This window comes from Pseudomonas paracarnis (genome assembly GCF_904063055.1).
GTDB classification, from domain to species: Bacteria; Pseudomonadota; Gammaproteobacteria; order Pseudomonadales; family Pseudomonadaceae; genus Aquipseudomonas; species Aquipseudomonas paracarnis.
The window spans coordinates 302,049-324,885 of the sequence record NZ_CAJFCN010000003.1; the positions used below are offsets into that span (position 1 = coordinate 302,049).

General features: G+C 59.6%; 21 protein-coding genes and 3 pseudogenes. 10 read left to right on the top strand and 14 right to left on the bottom strand.

Translation table 11 applies throughout. The features are described 5' to 3' along the window. Positions 1 to 80: 80 nt before the first annotated feature. On the bottom strand, positions 81 to 1,100 hold the full coding sequence (locus tag JMV15_RS08575; protein WP_063313928.1) for a DNA-binding protein: 1,020 nt from the start codon (positions 1,098 to 1,100) through the stop codon (positions 81 to 83). A 212-nt stretch (positions 1,101 to 1,312) separates the two neighbouring features. On the opposite strand from JMV15_RS08575, the gene JMV15_RS08580 reads away from it, so the two are divergent. From JMV15_RS08580 to JMV15_RS08595, 4 genes and pseudogenes are all read left to right on the top strand, one after another. Next, complete coding sequence (locus JMV15_RS08580) at positions 1,313 to 2,245, top strand: tyrosine-type recombinase/integrase (RefSeq protein WP_038450108.1); 933 nt, start codon at positions 1,313 to 1,315, stop codon at positions 2,243 to 2,245. Between the two features lie 80 nt (positions 2,246 to 2,325). Further along, the gene (locus JMV15_RS08585) at positions 2,326 to 2,718 is read left to right on the top strand and encodes a hypothetical protein (protein WP_038450105.1); all 393 of its coding nucleotides are present in this window, start codon (positions 2,326 to 2,328) and stop codon (positions 2,716 to 2,718) included. A 137-nt stretch (positions 2,719 to 2,855) separates the two neighbouring features. Continuing rightward, positions 2,856 to 3,095 (top strand): HAD family hydrolase, encoded by a 240-nt coding sequence (locus tag JMV15_RS28290; RefSeq protein ID WP_231125708.1) that lies wholly within the window; start codon positions 2,856 to 2,858, stop codon positions 3,093 to 3,095. Beyond that, positions 3,064 to 4,226 (top strand): annotated as a pseudogene (locus JMV15_RS08595) (IS3 family transposase). Before JMV15_RS28290 ends, JMV15_RS08595 begins: the two are co-directional and overlap by 32 nt. A 7-nt stretch (positions 4,227 to 4,233) precedes the next feature. Here JMV15_RS08595 and JMV15_RS08600 read toward each other — a convergent pair. The 4 genes and pseudogenes from JMV15_RS08600 to JMV15_RS08615 form a co-directional block, all read right to left on the bottom strand. Further along, positions 4,234 to 4,791: pseudogene (locus tag JMV15_RS08600) on the bottom strand (epoxide hydrolase N-terminal domain-containing protein); the annotation flags it as partial. A gap of 484 nt (positions 4,792 to 5,275) precedes the next feature. Continuing rightward, positions 5,276 to 5,524: a CsbD family protein gene (locus JMV15_RS08605; RefSeq protein ID WP_014718439.1), complete on the bottom strand. Its 249-nt coding sequence runs from the start codon at positions 5,522 to 5,524 to the stop codon at positions 5,276 to 5,278. Positions 5,525 to 5,843: 319 nt separating this feature from the next. Then, positions 5,844 to 6,452 (bottom strand): dTMP kinase, encoded by a 609-nt coding sequence (locus JMV15_RS08610; protein ID WP_014718438.1) that lies wholly within the window; start codon positions 6,450 to 6,452, stop codon positions 5,844 to 5,846. A gap of 142 nt (positions 6,453 to 6,594) precedes the next feature. Next, positions 6,595 to 8,322, bottom strand: a complete 1,728-nt coding sequence (locus JMV15_RS08615; RefSeq protein ID WP_020301502.1) for a hydrogenase maturation protein — start codon at positions 8,320 to 8,322, stop codon at positions 6,595 to 6,597. A gap of 217 nt (positions 8,323 to 8,539) precedes the next feature. Here JMV15_RS08615 and JMV15_RS08620 point away from each other — a divergent pair, with 217 nt between their 5' ends. The 3 genes from JMV15_RS08620 (at position 8,540) to JMV15_RS08630 (ending at position 10,106) form a co-directional block, all read left to right on the top strand. Continuing rightward, positions 8,540 to 8,767, top strand: a complete 228-nt coding sequence (locus tag JMV15_RS08620; RefSeq protein WP_003191203.1) for a hypothetical protein — start codon at positions 8,540 to 8,542, stop codon at positions 8,765 to 8,767. 55 nt (positions 8,768 to 8,822) lie between these two features. After that, a complete protein-coding gene (locus JMV15_RS08625; RefSeq protein ID WP_014718436.1) occupies positions 8,823 to 9,083 on the top strand; it encodes a metallothionein in 261 nt (86 codons plus the stop codon). 117 nt (positions 9,084 to 9,200) lie between these two features. After that, the gene (locus JMV15_RS08630; protein WP_201491348.1) at positions 9,201 to 10,106 is read left to right on the top strand and encodes a LysR family transcriptional regulator; all 906 of its coding nucleotides are present in this window, start codon (positions 9,201 to 9,203) and stop codon (positions 10,104 to 10,106) included. A 1-nt stretch (position 10,107) separates the two neighbouring features. Here JMV15_RS08630 and JMV15_RS08635 read toward each other — a convergent pair whose 3' ends face one another. The 8 genes and pseudogenes from JMV15_RS08635 to JMV15_RS08670 form a co-directional block, all read right to left on the bottom strand. Then, positions 10,108 to 11,040 carry a cupin domain-containing protein gene (locus JMV15_RS08635; RefSeq protein ID WP_201491349.1) on the bottom strand — a complete coding sequence of 311 codons (933 nt, stop codon included), beginning with the start codon at positions 11,038 to 11,040 and terminating at the stop codon, positions 10,108 to 10,110. A 131-nt stretch (positions 11,041 to 11,171) separates the two neighbouring features. Next, complete coding sequence (locus JMV15_RS08640) at positions 11,172 to 12,662, bottom strand: aldehyde dehydrogenase (protein WP_201491350.1); 1,491 nt, start codon at positions 12,660 to 12,662, stop codon at positions 11,172 to 11,174. Between the two features lie 123 nt (positions 12,663 to 12,785). Further along, positions 12,786 to 14,165: an APC family permease gene (locus tag JMV15_RS08645; RefSeq protein ID WP_014718432.1), complete on the bottom strand. Its 1,380-nt coding sequence runs from the start codon at positions 14,163 to 14,165 to the stop codon at positions 12,786 to 12,788. A 145-nt stretch (positions 14,166 to 14,310) separates the two neighbouring features. Next, positions 14,311 to 15,693 (bottom strand): aspartate aminotransferase family protein, encoded by a 1,383-nt coding sequence (locus tag JMV15_RS08650; RefSeq protein WP_014718431.1) that lies wholly within the window; start codon positions 15,691 to 15,693, stop codon positions 14,311 to 14,313. 36 nt (positions 15,694 to 15,729) lie between these two features. Next, positions 15,730 to 16,569: a helix-turn-helix transcriptional regulator gene (locus JMV15_RS08655; protein ID WP_032873985.1), complete on the bottom strand. Its 840-nt coding sequence runs from the start codon at positions 16,567 to 16,569 to the stop codon at positions 15,730 to 15,732. A gap of 101 nt (positions 16,570 to 16,670) precedes the next feature. Further along, the gene (locus JMV15_RS08660; protein ID WP_019820069.1) at positions 16,671 to 18,002 is read right to left on the bottom strand and encodes an LLM class flavin-dependent oxidoreductase; all 1,332 of its coding nucleotides are present in this window, start codon (positions 18,000 to 18,002) and stop codon (positions 16,671 to 16,673) included. 22 nt (positions 18,003 to 18,024) lie between these two features. Further along, positions 18,025 to 18,981: an ABC transporter substrate-binding protein gene (locus JMV15_RS08665; protein ID WP_019820070.1), complete on the bottom strand. Its 957-nt coding sequence runs from the start codon at positions 18,979 to 18,981 to the stop codon at positions 18,025 to 18,027. 176 nt (positions 18,982 to 19,157) lie between these two features. Next, positions 19,158 to 19,274: pseudogene (locus JMV15_RS08670) on the bottom strand (ATP-binding protein); the annotation flags it as partial. 142 nt (positions 19,275 to 19,416) lie between these two features. Between JMV15_RS08670 and JMV15_RS08675 the strand changes: the two are divergent. Then, positions 19,417 to 20,286: an isocitrate lyase/PEP mutase family protein gene (locus JMV15_RS08675; protein ID WP_014718426.1), complete on the top strand. Its 870-nt coding sequence runs from the start codon at positions 19,417 to 19,419 to the stop codon at positions 20,284 to 20,286. A gap of 4 nt (positions 20,287 to 20,290) precedes the next feature. Here the strand turns inward: JMV15_RS08675 and JMV15_RS08680 are convergent, their stop codons facing one another. Then, positions 20,291 to 20,767, bottom strand: coding sequence for a winged helix-turn-helix transcriptional regulator (locus JMV15_RS08680; protein WP_032873990.1), 477 nt, complete (start codon positions 20,765 to 20,767; stop codon positions 20,291 to 20,293). A gap of 107 nt (positions 20,768 to 20,874) precedes the next feature. Here JMV15_RS08680 and fabF point away from each other — a divergent pair, with 107 nt between their 5' ends. Both fabF and JMV15_RS08690 read left to right on the top strand, forming a co-directional pair. Further along, the gene (gene fabF / locus JMV15_RS08685; RefSeq protein WP_201491351.1) at positions 20,875 to 22,143 is read left to right on the top strand and encodes a beta-ketoacyl-ACP synthase II; all 1,269 of its coding nucleotides are present in this window, start codon (positions 20,875 to 20,877) and stop codon (positions 22,141 to 22,143) included. 71 nt (positions 22,144 to 22,214) lie between these two features. Beyond that, entirely contained in the window at positions 22,215 to 22,595 is a 381-nt protein-coding gene (locus JMV15_RS08690; protein ID WP_014718423.1) for a RidA family protein, read from the top strand. Positions 22,596 to 22,837: the final 242 nt, after the last annotated feature.

Below are 22,837 nucleotides of genomic sequence, written 5' to 3' on the forward strand. Positions count from 1 at the left end.
ATACTAAATGAATTTGCAACCAGCAATTCCACTCATCCATCCGCTTTGGAGCTGCTGATTCTTTTTTCATAGAAAATTAATTATCTATCTTTACTTCCGTCTGCTATTAAGTTCCCATTGCCAACCGTTTCATTTGGTACGCGCGATGTCTTCAGATGAGCTTCTGCGATTTCGAGCCTTTCGAGCAAATCACCCTCCCGAAGCTTCGCTGCTGCGAGCTCGGAGTGGGCGTTACCGATCTCTTTAGCCATGGCTTCTAACTGCTCAACCAGCAGTTCTTTCGCTCCCTCGGCTCGCGCTGTCGCAGAATTGGCAATACCGATGTCACCACGCAGGGCTTCTACGTCCTCACGACGCTGTGAGGCTTCCTTGGCAAGCTGACGGTTCTCGGCAATGAAACGCTCGTTGTCCCGGATCAATCGGGAAATCTCCTCCTGCTTGACCATGAGCGTCTGCTGAAGGACGGTCAGCTCCTGCTGCATTTGATAGACCTGGGACTCATGGCGGCTCAAATCCTGGTCTCGCTGCTCCTTAACCGAAGCTCGATAGTGTTCGAGAGCCTCCCGGGCGTGCGCATGCTTTTGTTCCAAGGACTGGATCTGCGCATCCTTTTCACCAACCCGAACTTCCAAATCAGAGCAGCTCTGGCTGAGCCTGGCGTTGCGCGTGAGCTCGGCTTGCAGTGAGGAATGAGTCGTTTTGAGCTCCTCATCTTGCGTTTGCAGGGCTGCCTGCAATGTAGAGATCTTGTATTTCGCTTGCTCCAACTGACTTTGAAGTGTACCGACCTCCTGGTTCATCGCCTGGCGCTCTAGATCAAAGGAGGCCCGTTCATGTACCAGCGCCTCGTTCCCTTCCTCCAGCAAGCGCTCCAGCATTTTGCCCACGAGCTCACTCAACTCATCGCTGAGCCTTGAAGGAGATGCGGATGGGCGAGGGTCGTGAGCCTCTATTTCCTTCAAGTAGCGCTGAATTGTCGTCTTTGAGCCGGTATTTCCAAGCTCTATCCGAATCGCGTCAATGCTTGGATTCTGGCCTCGGGCAACCAGCGCTTCACGAGCTTTGCGCACAAGCGCCAGGTTAATACCGCCCCTAGCCATGATCCCTCCTGCGATTTCGTACTGCGTTACGTGTCATGTAATTACGTGCCACTTTAGCACACAGAAAATCGTTCAAGGCCCAAAATATTGGCAAGATATAATCAAGAGTTATAGCTTGCCAGTCTTAAAACCGGGGTAAAATCGCCTGAAAGGCGGTACAAAGTGCCAAGGCAAGCCACCGAAGGCTGAAACGGGGAGATGAAGTGGTCGATATGGTCAGCAAGGCAGATAGGTACTTGGAGGCGAGCGTTCGTCAGAACACCTCGAAGAGCTATGCGGCCGCCCTCTCCCATTTCGAAGTCACCTGGGGCGGCTTCCTGCCCACCACCACTGAATCCGTTGTGCGCTATATCGCGGAGTACGCCGACCAGTTGGCGCTGAGCACCCTGAAGCAACGCCTGGCTGCGCTCGCGAACTGGCACCAAAGCAACGGCTTCCCCGACCCCACCAAAGCCCCCAAGGTCAGGCAGTTGCTGAAGGGCATCCGGGCGGTACACCCCGTGCAACAGAAGCAAGCGGCTCCTCTGGCGTTACTGCACCTCGAAAAAGCAGTGGCACACCTGGAGGATGAGGTTGTTCAGGCAAAAGCCGCCGGCAACATGGGCGCCCTTCTAAAGGCGACCCGCGACATCGCTTTGCTCACAATCGGCTTTTGGAGGGGATTCCGCGGGGACGAACTGGCTAGGCTTACGATCGAGAACACGCACGCGGAGCGATACGTCGGGATCAGGTTCTATCTGGGGTCTTCCAAGGGAGACAGGCACAACACTGGCCGTGAGTACAAGACACCATCACTCAGCAAGCTGTGCCCGGTCGAGGCATACCTGAACTGGATCGAAGCTGCTGGCCTCACTCGTGGCGGGATCTTCAGGGGGATTGATCGCTGGGGCAACATCAGCGATCGCCCGCTTGCGGCCCACAGTTTGATTCCCCTGCTTCGCGATACCCTGAATCGGTGTGGCTTGCCGTCCGAGATCTACAGCGCTCACTCGATCCGGCGAGGATTTGCTACTTGGGCTGCGAGTTCTGGCTGGGATATCAAAACGCTGATGGAGTATGTGGGCTGGAGTGATATGAAGTCAGCGCTTCGCTATGTTGAGCCTGCGCAGCAGTTTGGTGGGCTCATTAGGAAGCTTGAAGGGTGATAAGGAGTTTGCAGCCACGGGCTTGCCCATATCCCACTGCACGGTTCGCTTCGATCTAATGACTGCCTATAGGAGTTCGCGTGCTGAAACTCGCGCCTGAAAAACGTAAAATTCTTCGTGAACTGTTGAAAGCTTACGATCAAAGGATGTGGTTTTTGGTTTCGTATGCTCAAGATGCTGAGCTACTTAAATACGACCCAGCGTATGCGACCACCAACGAAAGCATTCGGCAGCTTGGTGCAAAGGCCCTAAGAGAGCTTCGGGCTCATATATTGGCCCAAAACGTTGAGATCCCCGCCTTTGCAAAAGCAATAGAGGTAGGCGAGTTGAATCTGAAGAAAATAATCGCCCACCAACCGAGGAGTGACGTCCGGTGGCACCTCAACAATGCGCGCCACGAAGTGCTGAATGAAATGAGGAAGGATTGGGCGAATGTACGGATCAACATCCAATACATCCACCCGGATGCATGACCAAGCATTTCTAGGCTGGCAGGCAACATGTCCCGCGGTGATCAAGCCGCACCTTTCGCATCGAGACGAGCCGGTGAAAAACCTCCCCCTTACCGCGCTCAGCGATGAGATCTTTCAACCTATCCATGGGTGTCGAAATGGACAAAATGCTGTTCGTTGCCAACCATGCATTCGACTGCTTAGGCGCCAAGGCTGCCGGCATGCGCAGCGCATTCGTCGATCGCCGGAATCGCCCGTTCGGCGGCACGCCTCACCAACCAGACATCTGGGTCAAAGACATGTGTAGTGGTCTAATGAAACCGGACACCCATTTAGGCGAGAATGCTCGCCAGATCGAGGTGTCAGATGACCAAACAACGCCGTTCCTTTTCTGCTGAATTCAAGCGCGAGGCTGCCGACCTCGTACTCAAACAAAACTACAGCTACATCGAAGCCAGCCGTTCACTCGGCATCGGCGAATCGGCCCTGCGCCGCTGGGTTGATCAGGTTCAGCAGGAGCGCCAAGGCGTCACTCCACAGAGCAAAGCGCTGACTCCGGAACAGCAGAAAATCCAGGAGCTGGAAGCCCGGATTGCCCGTCTTGAACGGGAAAAATCGATATTAAAAAAGGCTACCGCGCTCTTGATGTCGGAAGATCACGAGCGTACGCGCTGATCAATCAGCTGAGCGTCCATGAGCCGATTGATTGGCTGTGCAAGGTGTTTGAAGTCACCCGTTCGTGCTACTACGCCCAGCGCCTTAGGCGCCGAACACCTGATGTCGAACGGCTTCGGTTGCGCAGCCGGGTGAGCGAGCTGTTCTCGCAAAGTCGCAGTGCTGCGGGCAGCCGCAGCATCCTGTCGCTGATGCGTGACGACGGTGAGTAGCTCGGTCGATTCAAAGTGCGCAGCCTGATGCGCGAGCTTGAACTCGTCAGTAAACAGCCCGGATCACATGCCTATAAACGAGCGACAGTTGAACGGTTGGATATCCCGAACATCTTGAATCGGGAGTTCGATGTTCCGGCACCCAACCAGGTGTGGTGCGGCGACATCACCTACATCTGGGCCCAGGGGAAATGGCATTACCTGGCTGTCGTGCTGGATCTTTGCACACGCCGGGTAGTGGGCTGGGCGTTGTCGGAAAAGCCGGACGCCGATCTGGTTATCAAGGCGCTGGATATGGCTTACGAGCAACGAGGCAAACCTCAAGGCCTGCTGTTTCACTCGGATCAAGGGTCACAGTATGCGAGTCGTCTATTTCGCCAGCGGCTGTGGCGTTATCGGATGCGCCAGAGCATGAGCCGGCGGGGAAATTGCTGGGACAACGCGCCAATGGAGCGCGTGTTTCGCAGCTTGAAAACGGAATGGATACCGACCACGGGTTACAGAACGGCTCAAGAAGCCCAGCGCGATATCAGTCACTTCTTGATGCATCAGTACAACTGGGTTCGACCCCATCAATTCAACGGTGGGTTGGCGCCAGCTCGGGCCGAAGAAAAACTTAACGTCGTGTCCGGGATTAGTTGACCACTACAATGATCACGTCGAACGAATCTTCAACCCTACCGCCGTAAGCAACGGGATCCGTCAGCGGGCCGATAGTCTTCAAGAACTCAAACTGTGAGCCAGGCCATCCGTGTGTCAGAAGCAGCGGCATCGCGTTGGGGTTTGGCGAGCGAACATGGATGAATTGAATATCCACGCCGTCGATAGTCGTGATGAATTCAGGCAGCGCATTGAGCTTCGCTTCGGCCTTGCGCCACTCATAGCCGCTGCCCCAATACTTCACCAGCGCCTGGACCTGGGCCAACTGCACGCCTTGGGAAACGTCGTTGACGGTCTCTTTGTCCGGCCAGCCGGTCGCCGCAATGCGCTTTTTCAGATCGGCCAATTGAGCTTCATCGACGTGAATTCGATAAGGTCTAATCGATTCGGGATGGGTCGAGGCCGAGCTGGCACCTGACGCATCGACGGCCGGGCCAGCAGCCCAGGCAGCACCGCTGCCGGCTATCAGGGCCAACCCCAAAGCGCCCATTCTCACGGAAGAAGCCAGACAATGGCGCCAGGTGAAACCGAACGTAGCTGCAGGCATTTTGAATTTCCTATAAGTCATTGGTCGACAACGTCGCGAAACGCGCAGGGATAACCGCGAGTTAAATGAGTCATCCATTGGAAAAGGTTTGCGCCTTCTCGATGGGTCCATTTAAAGCCCCGCGGGTATCCCGTATGTGTCATCAACCGACTTAAAGGAATCGCTGTGTATCTATCCAAAGCGCAGATACAAAACGATACAAACCGACCACTCGCTCATAAAAAAGCCAATGCCCCGACTTGTCGGGGCATTGGCTTTTCTGGGACCTGGAAAACATAAGGGCTTTTCAGCCCATCAAGCTCGGCAAAGGGCACCGCGTCGATTGCCAGGCAGCATGACTTGGCTACCCAAGGAACAGGCAGTTCCCCCGCTCCACTTCACGCCCTTCCACGCCTGCAAGAAACTGCAGAAATTTGCCCCTGATTCTGGTTAGCGTTCACCATCGTTTCTACCGCGTTAGCAATCTTATTGAAGCTACTGCTGTTCAGCGACCAAGCAATCTCTTCAGCACCAGTAGAGCAACAGCCCCGATTGCCAGTGCCGCAACCGGTTTTTCTTTGACGAATGTAGAAACGCTGTCCAGTGCGTCACCATAGGTTTGCGTCAGTTGACCCGCAGCCTGGCGTCCAGCGCCCTCAGCTTCCAACTTCGAATCACCAAAAAGCTTCCCGACTGCGCTCTGCGCTTTGCCGGCAACCTTTTCTACAACGCCTTCTACCTGTTCGCTCTTCATGATTAACCAAACCTTCGTGTGTGATTGGGTAACCCAGGAAAAACCTGGGCTTGAGGCAACGTGCAAAGCGTTAGGTGGACAGGCTTAGTGATTAGTTCAAAGTTGATGAAGCTCACTTGGTCCAGATCAACCGATAAGTCTTCTTCCCTGTAGCGGCATCGTGATAGGGGTTTTCGCCCGGGACCTCTCGCGTGCGCACGCACGGGCGTCCCTCGCAGTCAATAATGGCGGCGGCACCACCCTGGCGTTTCAACGCTTCTATGTTTTGCTCAAGCGCCGCTAACTCTCGTTGCCTTTGCGCTCTTCATCTTGAATTCGATCAAAGGACTTTATATATCTGCGAAACCACCCGCCTCATCGCCTCCTCAATCGTTCCTTCATTGCGACAGATCACCCACCCCTGCCCCACCGCCGCTCGTTCAAACGCCTCGGTACACACAACTTGCTCCTCCAGCTTAAACATCACCGTACTGCTCAGCCCGCGCCGTCGTGCTGCCGCCCGTGCCCAGGATATTTGCGCCGCGGTGACAACCCCCACATGCAGATCCGGCACTTGCACCTGTCGATCAATGTTCAGCTCAAGAATGTCTGCAAAGGGTATCAATCGACGAAACGCAGCATCAGACGGGTACCAGCGATCCATCAGGATGATGCTGTCAGGTGGCTGTGCGGCCAGTACGTGCTGGGTAATCCAGCTGCGGCTGTCAGCAAAGCGCTCACACACCTCAAGTTCCAGATCCCGGCTGGGGTCTCTGGCGAATTTGTTAACCAGCGCCATCGTTTGCGCTCGATAGGGATCGCTCTTGCGCTCGCACAGTCGGACGACCTTTTTATTGTCGGCCCTCAACGCTGTCGTAACGGCCTCCAACAGCGTGGTTTTGCCGGTACCCTTGGGCCCATCCAACGAAATAAACAGCGCCCGAGTCATACGAGCGCTGCGTCATCGTTAAGGTTGTACAGTTCCATGGGGCCTCTAGTTTGAGCGTTTGGGCAAATTGGACTTCATTATGGGGAACCCTATCGCCCAACGCGAGGCTGGGCTGGCCGCCGCGCCCTCCCCGCGTCGACGGTCAGTCATTCAGCATCCGGCTTTGCGGCACGCCAGCCTCGTAGCTCAACGCCCACGGCGCAATCAACCGCTGCGGGGTCTGGCAGGTTTTGCGTTTAAACACGAAGTTGCGGCATTTCTCGGCAAACTGCTGGCGATTTCCCACCATGTCGAATCGCATCTGTGCCAGTTCCTGCTCGCGACAGCGTTCAACTTGCTGAGTATCCAGCGTGGCTTTACGTGTGCGTGCATGAAGGTACTTATCATCGGTCAACGCACTGTCGGCCTGTTGCAAAAGCCACAAGCCAAATGCTTGTGGGCAACGCGGGCCGATGGCCTGAACCATGCCGTACTGCTGGGCCTGGATGGCGCTGATGGGCAGGCATTCTTCGGTAAGCTTATGCGCGATTTCGCTGCCCACGGCCCGTGGCAGGCTGTAGGTCCAGTATTCGGAGCCGTAGAGTCCCATGGTCTTGTAGTGCGGGTTGAGCACCACACCTTCGCGGGCCAATACAATGTCGGCGGCCAGCGCCAGCATCACGCCGCCTGCGCCTGCGCTGCCGGTCAGGCCGCTGATCACCAGTTGCCTGGCAGTGAGCAGCTCCAGGCACACATCGTCGATGGCTTGAATGTTGGCCCAGGCTTCCAGCCCCGGCACGTCGGCGGCCTGGATGACGTTTAGGTGCACCCCATTGGAAAAGCTGCCGCGCCCGCCCTTGATCAGCAACACTTGGGTATCTCGCGCCTTGGCCCAGCGCAACGCTGCGACCAGCCGCTGGCATTGTTCGGTGCTCATGGCGCCGTTGTAGAACTCGAACGTCAGTTCGCCGATGTGGCCGAACTCTTGGTAGCGAATGGGTTGATAGACCCGCTCGTTGAACGCCTGGCAGGCGATTGAACTGTCCAGCACCGGCACCCCGGCCAACTGCTCAGCCAGAACGTGCCGTGCCGGTCGCTTGAAGGTCTCTGGGCCTTTGGGTTTGAGCGAGCCGATCCACAGGCTGTGATCTCCAGCCGCCACCAACACAGCGTCGTCCTGTACCGCGAGTATTTCTCCGGGAGTGCCCTGGCGGGCGTCCAAGTGCGCGTCGTAGAGGTAATATTGCCCGCCCAACAGGCTGGCCAACACGCCGGGCTGGCCATCGGCAGCGTCGATGCTGCGCTTGATAAAGCCTGCGCAATCGAACCAACTGAAGGTGCGGTCGGCCTGGGTCATGTTCGGCTGCAAGCGTCCGATGACGCTGGGTTGGGTGTAATCGAGCGGTGTCGGGACGAAGCCTTTGGCGAATTTCGCCACTACATCACGGATGCAAACCATCGCGGCGTCGCTCACCAGGCCGTTGTACAGCTCGGATTTGCGCACCTGGGCGGGCATGTCGAACTCACAGGTGGACCAGATTGGCCCGGCGTCCATTTCCTCCACCGCTTGCAAGGCGGTGACGCCCCAACGGCGGGCCTGCTGGGTGATGGCCCAGTCCAGCGCACTGGCGCCACGGTCGCCGACGATGCCCGGATGGATGATCACCACCGGGCGTTGCGGATGGCTCCACAGTTGATGCGGCACACGGTCCTTCAAAAATGGGCAGATCACCAGGTCGGCGCCAGACGCCTCGACCTGCTGGCATACCGTGGCTTGATCGGTGAACACCACAACGCTGGGGTCGTGACCCGCTTGGCGCAGATCCAGCCAGGCCCGTTGGGTTAAACCGTTGAATGCCGATGATAACAACAGGATCTTCAGTGATCGCATGGCTGACTCTTCCTTGAGAATATGCGACCAGAGCAGCCCGTTGAGCCGTCCCTGGCCATCGATAAGCGCCCAAGGTTATAGAGCGAGCCAGCCTCCCCACCTGATCGAGATCAATAGATGAAAGCGGCTTATTTTTTCTGAATCACCGCGCAACCTACTCATCAAATGAACATGCCCTGCTCGGGTACGCCTTGTTAACCGTAACGGAGCCACGTTCATGTTCGAGAAACCGCATTACCTCATCAGTTTCATCCTCGACAACCAGCCACAAAGCCGCACGCTTGAGCACGATGCCGACACGCTGGACCCTCAATGGGCCGAGTCCCTGCTCAGGCAGCGCTTTGCAGAGCTCAAGGACGCGAAATTGAGCGACGTCCAGGTGCAAAAGCGCAACAAGCCCGCCGATGAAGGCCATGACATCCCAGGGCATTACCAGCAGCCGTGATCGCGTATCACAAAAGCGCTGACCGTTCACCAATCACTGAATATTCGGAGGACCTATGAACCCGACAACTCAAGGTTTGCCCTGCGCCTGCCCAGGCTGCACCTGCCAGGTGACCCATGACACGCGTCACCAGCGCAACGGCAAAGCCTACTGCAGCCAGGCATGCGCCGACTTGCACCCACAGGGTCAAGCGTGCCCCAGTGCCGATTGCCATTGCGAGTCGAATGTGAAGGTGCGAGACCGCTCCGTCAGCGATAGCCAGCTCGACGAGGCGATCGAAGAAACCTTTCCTGCAAGCGATCCCATATCGCCTTGATCATTCAGCCCCACTAGGAAAACGGGGGTTGCATCGTGGCTCTAGGGTCTAGCAGTTGACAGCCCCCGGCAAAACTCAACAACCTGCACGTCTCACCGCCCTGCCCTGAGGCTGCCCTTGGACTATTTCACCGCGCTCACCGCCTTCATCGAAGCCGCCGAAGGCAACAACTTCTCGCGTGCCGCCGAACGTTTGGGGATCAAGGCCTCAACGGTTTCACGCTATGTGAAGGACCTTGAGCAGGACCTGGGCATCGCGCTGTTCAACCGCTCCACACGCACGCTGCATCTGACCGAAGGCGGCCAGACCTTCCTGATACACGCACGCAGAGTATTGGATGAACTGGAAAACGCCAAGGCAGCCACGTCTGCGCTGAACCAGCATCCCCGGGGCGTGTTGAAACTCAACCTGCCACCGGCGTTTGCTCGCCATCACATCCTGCCGGCGTTGAATGACTTTCTGGCGCGCTACCCGCAGATCAGCGTGGAACTGGTGCTGGATAACAACAAGGTCAATTTGATTCATGCCGGCGTCGACTTGGCCATCCGCATTGGCGAGCTGGCCGATTCGACGCTCAAGGCACGCAAGCTCAGCGACGGCCACTACCGCTTGGTGGTCAGCCCGGCGTTTGGCACGCAACACCCTCCTCCGTCCACGCCCACGGACTTGGCCGGTGTGCCTGCGGTGCTGGGCACGGCGACCACCGGCGATATCAGTCTTGTATCCGCCGGCCGCGCGCTCCCGTTGCAGCATGACGGCGTGATTCGAATCAATGACCTGGATGCGCAACTCATCGCCGTGCGCCAAGGCTTGGGCTTTGGGCTGTTGCCGGACTGGCTGGTGGCGCGAAGTATCGAGGCCGGCGAGTTGGCAGTGTGGCTGCCCGAATGGCATATCCAGGGCGTGGAGCGGGCGTTTGCGGTGTGGTTTGTGTACCCGCCCAAGCGCATCGTATCGTCCAAGGTCCGGTGTTTTATCGACTTTATCGTTGAACGACTGGGCGAAACACCGGACTGGAAGTGACTCAACTGAAGCGGATATCCAGCGCACGCAAGTAGGTTTGCAGCCCCGCATCCTGAATCGGGATCAGGAACGCCTCGCTATCCGATTCATTAAAATGCGCATGCCAGTAACCGGGTGGTGTGACAAACGCCAGGCCGGGCGACCAGTCGACCCGCTGCGGGTTACGGATTTGCCCATCCGCGTCCAGCTCGGTGCCCACCAATGAATAACAGCCCTTGGGGCAATCAATAATGAAGTCCAGTGCAATCGACTGATGCCGATGGGGTTTCTGCACCGATCCCGCCGGCAGAATTCCGTACATGGCCCACAGCACGTGAGTCACCGTGCGCGTCTGCGGGAAATGACGGTTGCCCAGCAGGATGCTGATGCGGCTGCGATCCTGTGCCCTAGGATCATCGGCCGCTTCACGCAACTTCGCGTTGGCCAGCGCTGCTGGGTACAGGGTCGGCGCAAAGCGCTCGGCGCTGGGTGTCACCCCCAGGTAACGCAACAGTGGCTCATCATGCACGTAGTAAAGACGCGCATCCTCGCGGGCACTGAAGTGCGCCTGCTGTAATCCCGGCAGGGCAATAAAGCAGCCCTTGGACCATTGAATCTCATACTCCCCCTGAACCACGCTGCCCTGCCCGGCAATCACGTAGAACACCTGGGAAGTGGCGTTGGGTTGCAGGGTCTGTGTGTCACCACGGTTAAGGCGCATGAAGTTTGCACATAACCCGGGGCCGGTGGCGGGGCCTTCGCAGCCCAAAGCCTCGCTGAGGTCCAGCGGTACCACGCGGGAGGGGCCATTGTCATACAGCGAGGCGGGAAAGCTGTGGTAGGGAATGCGGGAAATCAGGTTGGCACTGATGGGGTTCGCCGCCTTGCTGTACTCGAAGTACTCGGCGTCCACTTGGTTGATATCCGTCAGTGCGGGGTCCAATTCACGGTTCATCAGGCTCACCTCAGTCTTGGGCTGGATCGCGCAGCGCGGTTGAAGCGCTGCACGGGGTGAGTGGACTATAGGCATTGCCCACTGGCGGATGAATGCCTGTGACGGCACAGCAGTTATGCGAAACGGGGCAGTTAACGCAACTGGAACCAGGTGGTTTTCAGTTGCGTGTACTTATCAAACGAATGCAGCGACAAATCGCGCCCGAACCCCGACTGCTTGCCGCCGCCAAACGGCACGGTCACATCCAGCGCATCAATGGTGTTGACCGACACGGTGCCGGCGTTCAGGGCACGGGCCACGCGATGCGCACGGTTCAGGTCATCACTCCACACCGAGGCCGCCAGGCCATAAAGGCTGTCGTTGGCTTGCTGAATGGCCTGTTCTTCGGTATCGAAAGCGCTCACCGCCAGCACAGGCCCAAACACCTCCTCCTGGGAAAGGCGCATGTCAGCGGTGACGTTGGCGAATATCGTCGGCTGGATGAAGTTTGAACAACCCTCAATGTTCAACTGTTGGCCGCCGGTCAACAGCGTGGCACCGTCTGCATGCGCCCGGCCGATGGCTTGCATGATGCGTGCGGTTTGCCCGCTGTCGACAATTGCACCGGCGGCGCTGGCGGGATTAAGTGGGTTGCCGGGCATCCAGGCGCGGGATTTATCGATCAGGCGCTCGATGAACTCGTCGTGGATGCAGCGTTGCACGTAGAGGCGCGAATTGGCCGAACACACCTCGCCCTGGTTGAAGAAAATCCCAAAGGCCGCCTTCTCCGCCGCCAGGTCCAGGTCCTGACAGTCTGCAAACACCAGGTTCGGGCTCTTGCCACCACACTCCAGCCACACCTGTTTGAGGTTGGACTGGGCGGCGTACTGCATGAAGTATTTGCCCACCTGGGTGGAGCCGGTAAACACCAGGCAATCAACGTCCGGGTGCAACCCCAGTGCCTTGCCGGCGCCCTCGCCCATACCTGGCACCACGTTTAGCACGCCTTCGGGGATGCCTGCCTCCAGCGCCAGTTGGGCCAGGCGCAGGGCGGAAAACGGCGATTGCTCAGCGGGCTTGAGCACCACGCTATTGCCGGCCGCCAAGGCGGGTGCCAGTTTCCAGGCGGCCATGTCCAGCGGAAAATTCCACGGCACCACCGCGGCAATCACACCCAGGGCTTCGCGGGTGATGGTCGCCAACGCGTTGTGGGCAGTCGGCGCGACCTGATCGTAGAGCTTGTCCAGGGCTTCGCCGTACCAGGCGAACACATGGGCCGCGCCGGGCACGTCGACGTTATAGGCGTCCATTACCGGCTTGCCCATGTTCAGGGAGTCCAGCAATGCGAGTTCTTCGCGGTGGGTCATCAACAGGTCGGCGAGTTTGATCAGGACTTTTTTGCGTTCGCCTGGAGGCATGCGCCGCCACGGGCCGTTGTCAAAGGCGCGGCGTGCGGAGCGCACTGCCAGGTCGACCTCCGCTGCACCGCAGGCGGCGACCTGCGCAAGGACTCGGTTAGTCGCCGGGTTGATGGTGTCGAAGGTCGCCCCGCAGAGTGCACCTACGGGATGGCCGTCGATCAGGGCGGTGCTGATGAAGGTTTGGCGAGCAGCGCGTTGCTGCCAATAGTCTAGGTTGAACATGTTGTATTCCTGAAGCGGGGTATGGATCCAACATCCTGGCCGGCCCTGAGGGCGCCATCGGGGGCAAGCCCCCTCCCACATGAGCCCAGGTGTGTCAGTTGTATAAGTGGGTGGCTATTTCGCTTATTCGGCCATGTGCAATTCCGGCATCCCCACCCGGAACCCTCGGGTGAGGCACAGCAAACACAGCAGCCCCAGGCCCATCCAGCCCAGGCCGATGGTGAACGACAGGCCCGACAGGCTCGTCCACAACCACAGCGTGCTGAGAAACCCCAGGCCTGGCAGGGCGGCGTACAGCAGATAGTTGCGTGTACCGCGCAGCTTCTGGTCGCCCAGGTAATGCTTGATCACGGCCAGGTTCACCGCCGAAAACGCGAACAGCGCGCCAAAGCTGATCATGTTGGCCACGGTGTCCAGGCTGATAAACAGCGCAATCAGCGAAAACAGGCTGACCAGCATGATCGCGTTGGCCGGGACGCGTTTTTTCGTCACCAGCTTGCCGAATACCCTGGGCAATGCGCCGTCGCGGCCCATGGCGAACAGCACCCGTGACACGCTGGCCTGGGAGACCATCGCGGAAGCGAAACAACCCGCCACGTAGGTGGCGGTAAATGCACTCACCAGCAGCTCACCGCCGACCCGACGCATCACATCCACCGAAGCCGCGTCGGGATCGGCGAAACTGTTCCATTCCGGGAAGACCATCTGGGCGCAATACGACACCACCAGAAACAGCAGCCCACCGATCAGCGACACCGCCATGATCGCCTGCGGAATGGTACGGCGCGGGTCCGGCGTCTCCTCGGCCATGGTCGATACCGCATCAAACCCCAGGAACGACAGGCACAGCACCGCCGCACCGGTCATGATCAGCGGCACACTGAAACCTTCATGGTAAAACGGCTTGAGCAGCGGCACCGGCTCGGCTTGCCCGCTGAGGTTGTGGATCGACAACGCCACGAACACCACGATGAACACCAGTTGGGCCACGATCAGCACCCAATTGACCCGGGTAATCGACTCGATACCCACCAGATTCAGCGCCGTCACCAGGGCAATGGAGCCCAATACCCATACGGCGGTGGGCACGGTAGGAAAGTATTCGGACAAGTAGATGCCGATCAGCAAATAGCTGAGCAGCGGCAGGAAGATGTAGTCCAGCAGCAAGGTCCAGCCGGCGATAAAGCCGAAGGAGGCGCCAAACGCCTTGCGCGTATAGGTGTAGACCGAGCCCGAATAGGGGTGCGCCTTGACCATGCACCCATAGCTGTAGGCCGTCAGCAGCATGGCAGCCAGGGTCAACAGGTAGGCGGTGGCCAGATGCCCTTTGGTCATCTGGGTGACCAGGCCGTAGGTGGTGAACACCGCCAGCGGCACCATATACGCCAGGCCGAACAGTACAAGCCCGACAAGGCCCAGGGGTTGTCGAAAGCGGCGCGATGAGGTCAGTTGGGTTGAGGTTTGATGGGCGGGAGTATCGGCTACGTTTGTTATTGTATTCATTGCTGACTCCTGGAAAGTGGAATGCAGGGCACCGCGGCGTTCGATCAAATCGACACCGTTGATGAGTCATCCATTGGGAGCGGTGGGCAGGCCGCTATGGGGCGCCCACCCTGTTCAACCGAGCGGCATGCAGGGGCTTAGCCCTTCACAGTTTTCCCGCGATCCGTGCGGTGCGGTCCACCGCGATGCGGGTTTTGTCGACCAGCTCATCAAGCTCCGCGCGGCTGGCCACCAGGGCCGGCGCCATGATCATACGGCCCAGGGTCGAGCGAATAATCACGCCTTCTTCGAAGCCAAACGTGCGGCATTGCCAGGCCAGGTCGTTTTCATTGGCAAAGCGTTTGCGCGTGCCCTTGTCCTCGACAAACTGCAAGGCTGCCAGCAGGCCGGTACCCTGGATCTCGCCGATCAGCGGGTGGTTACCAAAGACTTCATGCAGGAGCGTGTGCAAATACGGCCCGGTGTCGTCCTTCACCTGGCGCACGATCCCTTCGTCACGCAGCGCCTTGAGGTTGGCCAGGGCCACCGCCGCCGCAACCGGGTGCCCGGAATACGTCAGTCCATGGGCAAACACCCCGCCCCGCTCCACCAGGGCTTCGGCCATGCGCTTGCTCAATACCAAACCGCCCATGGGCAGGTAACCGGAGGTCAGGCCCTTGGCGATCGACAACGTGTCGGGTTCGAAGCCGAAATGCTGATGGGCAAACCATTCACCGGTACGGCCGAAACCGCCAATCACTTCATCAGCGCACAGCAGCACATCGTATTGGCGACAGATGCGCTGGATCTCTGGCCAGTAGCTTTCTGGGGGGAAAATCATGCCGCCGGCGCCCTGGAAAGGTTCAGCGATAAAACCGGCGACGTTTTGCGCGCCCAACTCCAGGATCTTTTCTTCCAGTTGTAGAGCGCAGCGCCTTCCGAACTCGGCCGGGGTCAACTCACCGCCCTGGGCGTACCAATAAGGCTCGTCAATGTGCGCGACGTCCGGGATCAAGCCGCCCATTTCATGCATGAATTTCATGCCGCCCAGGGCAGACGCCGCCAGGGTGGAGCCGTGATAGCCATTCCAGCGACCGATCATGATCTTCTTCTGCGGCTTGCCGAGCACTTGCCAGTAGCGGCGTACGGTGCGGATCAGCACCTCGTTGGCTTCGGAACCGGAGTTGGTGTAGATCACATGGCTGTAGTGCTTTGGCAACAGGCTGAACAGCAACTCGGACAGCTCGATCACCGCCGGATGGGTGGTGTGAAAGAACATGTTGTAGTACGCCAACTGATCCATCTGCGCAGCCGCCGCAGCGGTCAGGTCCTTGCGGCCATAACCCAGCTGCGTACACCACAGGCCCGACATCCCGTCCAGGTAACGCTTACCCTCGCTGTCCCACAGGTACAGGCCCTCACCGCGGACCATTACGCGTGGGCCTTCGGCATTCAGCGCCTTTTGATCCACAAAGGCATGGATATGGTGCGCCGCGTCCGAGGCCTGGTAGTCCTGGGTCTGGCGTTGCGGTTCAAAGGGTAGGTTCATGGCTTTTTCTCTTGTTGTGGGTGGTCATGCAGCCGGTCAACGGCTTTTGCTCATGTAGCGTTCGAGGGGGTCTTTGCTCAGCCCGCCCTGGGCCTCGGCCAACGAGTCGATAAACAGGGAAAACAGTTCCGATTGCGTGCCGATGTCGAGCTTGCTGTAGATGTGCTTGCGGTGGGACTTGATAGTGTCTTCGGAGACTCCGAGGCGCTCGGCCAGCGAACGTGTGGAGTGGCCGCGCAGGATCAACTGGGTGATCCGGCATTCGCGTTCGGTGAGCAGCGACGAGCCGAAGTTGTTGAGTGCCGAGTGAATACGCTGTTCCAACAGGCTTTCGAAGCGCGCGCCCTGAGTCTCCAGGCCGGCGAAGTGCTTGCCCAGCACCGCCAGTACCCAAGGTGCTATGCGCTTGAATTGCTCGGTGGTGGCCGCGTCGAGCTTTTGCGTAAAGGCCAGCGACACCGCCAGGCTCAAGCCGTTGCTCGCCTGCAGGATGTAGTTGAGCTCATCCTCCAGGTGCGAATGCCGGTAAAACGACTGGTAGTACTCGCTGTGCTCGAAGTGATCGGGGGCTACGTCGGCGAGGTCGTAGCAGCCGGAAGCCGCCCCCTCCACGCAGGCGCCGTAGAACGGGTCGAGCAAGTAAAACCCGGAGAGGTACTGGCGCACATTGCCCTGGGGCAGCCATGGCCCGTCCAGTTCGAACACTGCGCTGGGCATGCCGTCGTGGGGGTACAGGTACAAGGTCGTGGCCTGAATGGGGCGGATACACCCCAGGGCATCGAACAACGTGGCGGCAAACCCCGCGTGCCCGATGCTCTCGGTCACCCTGGCTATCTGTTCGAACCACTGGGCTGAAGACAGTCGATCATTATCCACTTCGAAGACTCGCCGTCATAACGGTTGGGTGCGACACCAGGTCACTGGCGCCGGGGACTGAAGTGATAGTCCCACACCCGCAAAGTCATCGAAATCACCCCTTAGGGTGAGGGGGTGCGCGCAAACCTCGGAATCGCCAAGCCCAGGCTTTCACGCAAGGTCGAGCCCTCGTAGGCCGTGCGATAAACACCGCGCTCCTGCAGCAAAGGGATCACCTCCTGAGTAAAACGATCAAATTGCCCAGGGTGCCCGATGTAGATATTGAACCCATCCACCGCCCGCGCCTGGAACCAATCCGCCAGTTTCTGCGCCACCGTGGCGGCGCTGCCCACGAACGCGCCTGGGCGCAATTGCCGGCCAAACTCGACGGCCTGGCGCAGGGTAAAGCCCTTTTCCCGGGCCTGGTCTGCGATGCGTTTGGCTGCGGTGAAAAAACTGCTGCGCGCGGCCTCCAGGCTCTCTTGCGGGAACGGCGCGTCCAGGTCGTATTGGCTGAAATCATGCCAACCAAAATTGCGCCCGAACTCCTTGAGCGCCAGCGCGAAACTGTGGTCGAGCTGATGATAGTGCTGCTCGATTTCCCGGGCATGGGCATCGGTGTCGCCCACGTAAATTTCCGCACCGGGCATGATCAGTACCTGTTCCGGATCGCGCCCCCGTTGTGCCGCCCTACCCTTGATATCCCGGTAAAACGCCTGGCCCTGCTCGATAGTGGCCGCATGGGTGAAGATCACATCGGCGGTGGCGGCGCCCAGGTCGCGGCCTTGTTCGGAGTCGCCAGCCTGGAATATCACCGGTTGGCCCTGGGGGGAACGCTGGATATTCAGCGGGCCCACCACCGAGAAGTGTTCGCCCTGGTGGTTCAGGCTGTGCAGCTTGCTCGGGTCGAGAAACTGCCCAGTGGCACGGTTGCGCACAAACGCATCATCTTCATAGGAGTTCCACAGCCCCTGCACCACCTGAACATGTTCGGCGGCACGCCCGTAGCGGGTGGCGTAGTCGTAGTGTTCGTCGCGGCTGTAATTGCCGGCGGTACCGGCATCGCCACTGGTCACCACGTTCCAGCCGGCGCGGCCTTTGCTGATCAGGTCCAGGGAGGCCAGGCGCCGGGCGACGTTATACGGCGAGTTATACGAGGTGGTCAGCGTACCGACCAGGCCGATATGCCGCGTGCTCACGGCCAGTGCCGACAGCAACGTCAGCGGCTCCAGGCGATTGAGGTAATGGGAGGGCGAGCCTTCGGTGATGAACTGGCTGTCGACGATGAACATCAGGTCGAACAGCGCCGCCTCGGCCTGGCGCGCTATCTCGATGTACCAATCGACGTTGACGCTGGCATCGGCCGGCAATTGCGGGTCAAGCCACAGGTTATGGCGGCCCGGCCCACCGCAGCCCATGGTCAGGGCGCCCAGTTTGAGCTGTCTTTTAGTCATTGCGCAGTAGTCCTTCAAGCGGTCAGGGCTGGGTGGTGACGACGGCGGGTTGCAAGGCGGCCGCGAATGAAGGGTCAAACAACGTGGCGGCCGAGTAAGACTTGACCAGACCCAGGCCGGCAAAAAAGTCCACGGTCTTTTGCGCCTCGATGGGCGCCTGAGGCGTCAGCGGCTCGACGGTGGTGCGTGCGCGGGCAAACCAGACGCGGGCGATGTCGGCATCAGCGCGGGTGCGCTTGGCCCAGGCATCGGCATACGCGTTGGCGTTGGCCGGGCTCTGGCGCGCCCAGTCGCGGGCTTTTTTCAGGCGCTGGAGAAAGTCACTGATGGGTTCACGCTTGGCCTCCACAGCACTGGCGTTGGCGGCAATGAAACTCTGGGCCGGGATCAAGTCTTCAGCGGTTGCCAGCACCCGCGCACCTTGGCGTTCCTGTTGCGTGACGTAGGGTTCCCAAGTGGCGATCACGTCAACGGCACCGCCTTCCAGCGCGTGGGAGGCGTCCAGGGCGCTGAGGTAACGCCATTGCAGCGAATCCCGCGCAACCCCGGCCTTGTCCAGCGCGGTCAGCAACAATTGCTGGCTCCAGGAGCCCTTCCAAATCGCGGCGCGTTTGCCTGCCAGATCGGCCAGGCTGCGGATCGACGAGTCTTTTTTTACCAGGATGGCTACGCCGTCGAGATTCTGCCGGCTGACGGCAATCACCTTGATCGGTGCACCCAAGGCGCCCAGGAACAACACCGGGGCATCCCCGAGCAGGCCCAGGTCCAGGCTGCCGACGTTGAGCGCTTCGGCCACTGGTGAGCCGGCCGTGAACTGTTTCCAGTCCAGCGTGTAGGGCAAGTCATCCAGCACCCCCGCCGCTTCCATCACGGCCTGGGCGTTGTAGCTCTGGTCGCCGACCACCAGGGTTTGCGCTTGCGCCGTCAGGCACAGAAATGAGGCGGCGAACCCGGCCGCCAGGATTTTGAGGTAACGCACGTTCGTCTCCAGATGCCGTGTGGGGCATGCAAGTCGATCCGCACGCACGGTCTCGGTTTAAAAGGTTATTGTTTATAGCTATGGGGTGTGAGGGCTATTTTTGCGGGCTGAAGGTAAGATGTAAAATACTGATTACGCATAACCTAATTCAATAAAAATGCGTATATCGCATCACGCTAGCGCGCAAATTCAATCCGGGCCATCAAGCCCGAACCACGCCGAAGGCGAAAGAACGGGTCGAATACACGCTCCAGGTCCGCTTCGGGAATCCCCGGCCCCTCGTCGCTGACCTCAGGCCGGCCCGGCATACAGCCCCGGCGCTCGTTAGCACGCCTGCTCAAACGTCATAATCACAGGGGCATCTGCGTGGTAATCTCCCGGCACCACGAATAGACATTGATCGTCACTTGACGATGACCAAAGCCAGGAAAGACCATGCCCAAGATTTCTCACTCAGCGCTACGCCGTAACTTCCGTGACCTGCTGGCAACGCCCCTGTGCGTTGAAACCGCCTCCGTATTCGACCCCATGTCTGCCCGCATCGCGGCCGACCTGGGGTTTGAAGTGGGAATCCTGGGCGGTTCAGTCGCCTCCCTGCAGGTGCTGGCGGCCCCCGATTTTGCGTTGATTACCCTGAGTGAGTTCGTCGAGCAAGCCACCCGCATCGGTCGTGTGGCCCAACTGCCATTCATCGCCGACGCCGACCACGGCTACGGCAACGCCTTGAACGTAATGCGCACCGTCGAAGAACTGGAACGCGCCGGCGTCGCGGCGCTGACCATCGAAGACACCCTCTTGCCCGCGCAATTCGGGCGTAAATCCACGGACCTGATTTCCGTCGAAGAAGGCATCGGCAAGGTCAAGGCCGCGCTGGAGGCACGTGTCGACCCGGCGCTGTCGATCATTGCGCGCACCAATGCCGGCGTGCTGCCCACCAGCGACGTGATTGCGCGGACCAAGGCCTACGAAAAGGCCGGTGCTGACGGCATCTGCATGGTCGGCGTCAAGGACTTCGACCACCTGGAGCAAATCGCGGAGAACCTCAGCGTTCCGCTGATGCTGGTGACCTACGGCAACCCGCAACTGCACGACAGCGAGCGCCTGGCCAGCCTGGGCGTGCGCATCGTGGTGGCCGGGCATGGCGCCTACTTCGCCGCGATCAAGGCCACTTACGACAGCCTGCGTGCCCAGCGCCAGCTGACCCACAGCACCTCGAACCTCAGTGCGACGGAGTTGACCCACACTTACACCTTGCCTGAGAGCTATGTGGCGTGGGCCGAAGAGTTCATGGATGTAAAAGAGTAATCAATCACTCACGGCTCAGCCGTTGGCGCATCCCTGCGCTGGCGGCCGGGCCGGGCTGTACCACGCACTGATCCATCGCCACCCACGCACCTTCCTCCGTCGCCATCATCGGCTGCACCGGCCGGCCCGTCTCGCGTTCCACCACCTCGACACTGATGCCCTCCTCGGCGTAATGCCGATTGCCCCACGCCACCAACGCCATCAGCACCATACGAAAGTCTTCGCCTCTGGCCGTCGGCACGTATTCGTAGCGTGGCGGCCGCTCGCTGTAGGCGCGGCGCTCCAGCATCCCCGCTTCTACCAAGCCATTAAGGCGGCGCGTCAGCATGTTGGGCGCGATGCCCAGGCTGCGCGAGAACTCGTCAAAACGGCGCAAGCCGTGCAAGGCGTCGCGCATGATCAGCATGCTCCACCACTCCCCTACCCGTTCAAGGCTACGGGCGATGGGGCATTCGGCACTGATGAGGGATTTGCGCTGCATAAGTATTCCTGTGTGCGAGTACAAACTTGTAGGACACCATGTTACTTTCATGATGATAGTGACGTCCATACGCTGTGTATCCTTCAAGCAACAGGAGTCGATTGAGCATGAGTAAACGTATCGTCGTGACGGGCATGGGCGCGCTTTCGCCGCTGGGGTCGAGCGTGGAATCCACTTGGCAGCGCTTGCTGGACGGCCAGTCGGGCATCCGCCGTTTGCCGCAAGAGTTGATCGGTGATCTGGCGGTCAGCATCGGCGGCCAGGTGCAAAGTGCGTTGCAAGACCCCGAAGCCGGTTTTGATCCTGATCGACTGTTGGCGGCCAAGGAACAGCGCAAGATGGACCGCTTTATCCTGTTCGCCCTGGCGGCGGCGGATGAAGCCCTGAAGCAGGCCAATTGGGCACCCAAAACACCTGAGGAGCAGGCGCGCACAGCGACCATCATCGCCTCCGGTGTCGGTGGTTTCCCGGCCATTGCCGATGCGGTGCGCACCACTGACAGCAAGGGCCCGCGTCGTCTGTCGCCCTTCACCATTCCATCGTTTCTGAGCAACATGGCCGCCGGGCATGTGTCGATCAACTATGGCTTGAAAGGCCCGCTGGGTGCGCCAGTAACCGCGTGTGCAGCCGGGGTTCAGGCCATCGGCGACGCAGCGCGAATGATCCGCGCCGGGGAAGTCGACGTCGCGGTATGCGGCGGTGCCGAAGCGGCGATTCATCGCGTCAGCCTGGCCGGTTTCGCCGCAGCGCGAGCGTTGTCCAGCGATTTCAATGCCACCCCGCAGCGCGCTTCGCGCCCCTTCGATCAGGCGCGCGACGGCTTTGTGATGGGCGAAGGCGCCGGCATTCTGGTAATTGAAGAACTGGAGCATGCCCTGGCGCGGGGCGCGCAGCCGATTGCCGAACTGGTGGGCTATGGCACCAGTGCAGACGCCTATCACATGACCGCAGGGCCTGAAGACGGTGACGGTGCGCGCCGGGCAATGACTCAAGCGTTGCGCCAGGCGGGCATCGAGGCATCGCAGGTGCAGTACCTGAATGCCCACGCGACCTCCACGCCTGTGGGCGACAAAGGCGAGCTGGCGGCGATCAGGACGGTATTCGGTACCGGCGGCAGCCCGGCGATCAGCTCGACAAAATCCGCCACCGGCCACTTGCTCGGTGCTGCGGGGGGCATCGAAGCCGTCTTTACCGTGCTTGCCCTGCGTGACCAGATCGCGCCAATGACACTCAACCTGGAAAACCCGGACGCCCTCGCCGACGGCCTGGACATGGTGCGCGATGAGGCGCGTCCCATGCCGATTGAATATGCGCTGTCCAATGGCTTCGGCTTTGGCGGCGTGAACGCCAGCGTACTGTTCCGACGCTGGATATAAGCCGGGGTTTGCCCCTGGGCTGAATTTCACCGACCATGGCGCCTTTCTGCTCCTGCCAACACGAGGTGCCCATGGCCAACCACGACCTGTCCTATACCCCTGACCCGGACGCCGATTCCATCTCCTCCGACGTGATCGGCTTCAACGGCATCCTGGTCTCCACCCAGATTCCCACCCATGCCGATGGCAGCCTGGAGCTGGGCGATATCACCCTGCAAAGCGAGTGCACCCTGCAAGCGCTGAAAGTTGCGCTGGAAAAAGCCGGCAGCTCCATGGACCGGGTCATGCACCTGACCATCTACCTCACCGACATGGCCGACCGCGCGGCGTTCAACGAGGTCTACAAGCGCTTTTTCGCCAAGCCCTGGCCAGTGCGGGCGGCAGTGGGCGTTGCCGCCTTGGCGGTAGAAGGTATGCGGGTGGAAGTGACGGCGATGGCTGCCAAGGCTTGAATCTGTGGCGCCGTTAGCGCCGATCTGATCGGAATGTCGAACGCGGTCAAAAAGGTGGGAGCTGGCTTGCCTGCGATAGCGGTAGTGAATGTTCAATCGCCATCGCAGGCAAGCCAGCTCCCACATTGGGGCTTCGTTGCGTTGAGTAATGCGTTCGCTTAACGGACTTGCATTAGACCCGACAGCCCTGCGGTAGATGCCGCCCAGGCATTTCACAGCTACAATGCCCGCCTCAACCGTGA

Coding starts and splice junctions, on each gene's coding strand:
- JMV15_RS28290 (WP_231125708.1), top strand. CDS start 2,856: ATGGACAAAATGCTGTTCGTTGCCAACCATGCATTCGACTGCTTAGGC.
- JMV15_RS08650 (WP_014718431.1), bottom strand. CDS start 15,693: ATGAACCTACCCTTTGAACCGCAACGCCAGACCCAGGACTACCAGGCC.
- JMV15_RS08620 (WP_003191203.1), top strand. CDS start 8,540: ATGTTCGAGAAACCGCATTACCTCATCAGTTTCATCCTCGACAACCAG.
- JMV15_RS08625 (WP_014718436.1), top strand. CDS start 8,823: ATGAACCCGACAACTCAAGGTTTGCCCTGCGCCTGCCCAGGCTGCACC.
- JMV15_RS08660 (WP_019820069.1), bottom strand. CDS start 18,002: ATGACTAAAAGACAGCTCAAACTGGGCGCCCTGACCATGGGCTGCGGT.
- JMV15_RS08640 (WP_201491350.1), bottom strand. CDS start 12,662: ATGTTCAACCTAGACTATTGGCAGCAACGCGCTGCTCGCCAAACCTTC.
- JMV15_RS08675 (WP_014718426.1), top strand. CDS start 19,417: ATGCCCAAGATTTCTCACTCAGCGCTACGCCGTAACTTCCGTGACCTG.
- JMV15_RS08615 (WP_020301502.1), bottom strand. CDS start 8,322: ATGCGATCACTGAAGATCCTGTTGTTATCATCGGCATTCAACGGTTTA.
- JMV15_RS08580 (WP_038450108.1), top strand. CDS start 1,313: ATGGTCAGCAAGGCAGATAGGTACTTGGAGGCGAGCGTTCGTCAGAAC.
- JMV15_RS08690 (WP_014718423.1), top strand. CDS start 22,215: ATGGCCAACCACGACCTGTCCTATACCCCTGACCCGGACGCCGATTCC.
- JMV15_RS08575 (WP_063313928.1), bottom strand. CDS start 1,100: ATGGCTAGGGGCGGTATTAACCTGGCGCTTGTGCGCAAAGCTCGTGAA.
- JMV15_RS08610 (WP_014718438.1), bottom strand. CDS start 6,452: ATGACTCGGGCGCTGTTTATTTCGTTGGATGGGCCCAAGGGTACCGGC.
- fabF (WP_201491351.1), top strand. CDS start 20,875: ATGAGTAAACGTATCGTCGTGACGGGCATGGGCGCGCTTTCGCCGCTG.
- JMV15_RS08635 (WP_201491349.1), bottom strand. CDS start 11,040: ATGAACCGTGAATTGGACCCCGCACTGACGGATATCAACCAAGTGGAC.
- JMV15_RS08605 (WP_014718439.1), bottom strand. CDS start 5,524: ATGAAGAGCGAACAGGTAGAAGGCGTTGTAGAAAAGGTTGCCGGCAAA.
- JMV15_RS08680 (WP_032873990.1), bottom strand. CDS start 20,767: ATGCAGCGCAAATCCCTCATCAGTGCCGAATGCCCCATCGCCCGTAGC.
- JMV15_RS08645 (WP_014718432.1), bottom strand. CDS start 14,165: ATGAATACAATAACAAACGTAGCCGATACTCCCGCCCATCAAACCTCA.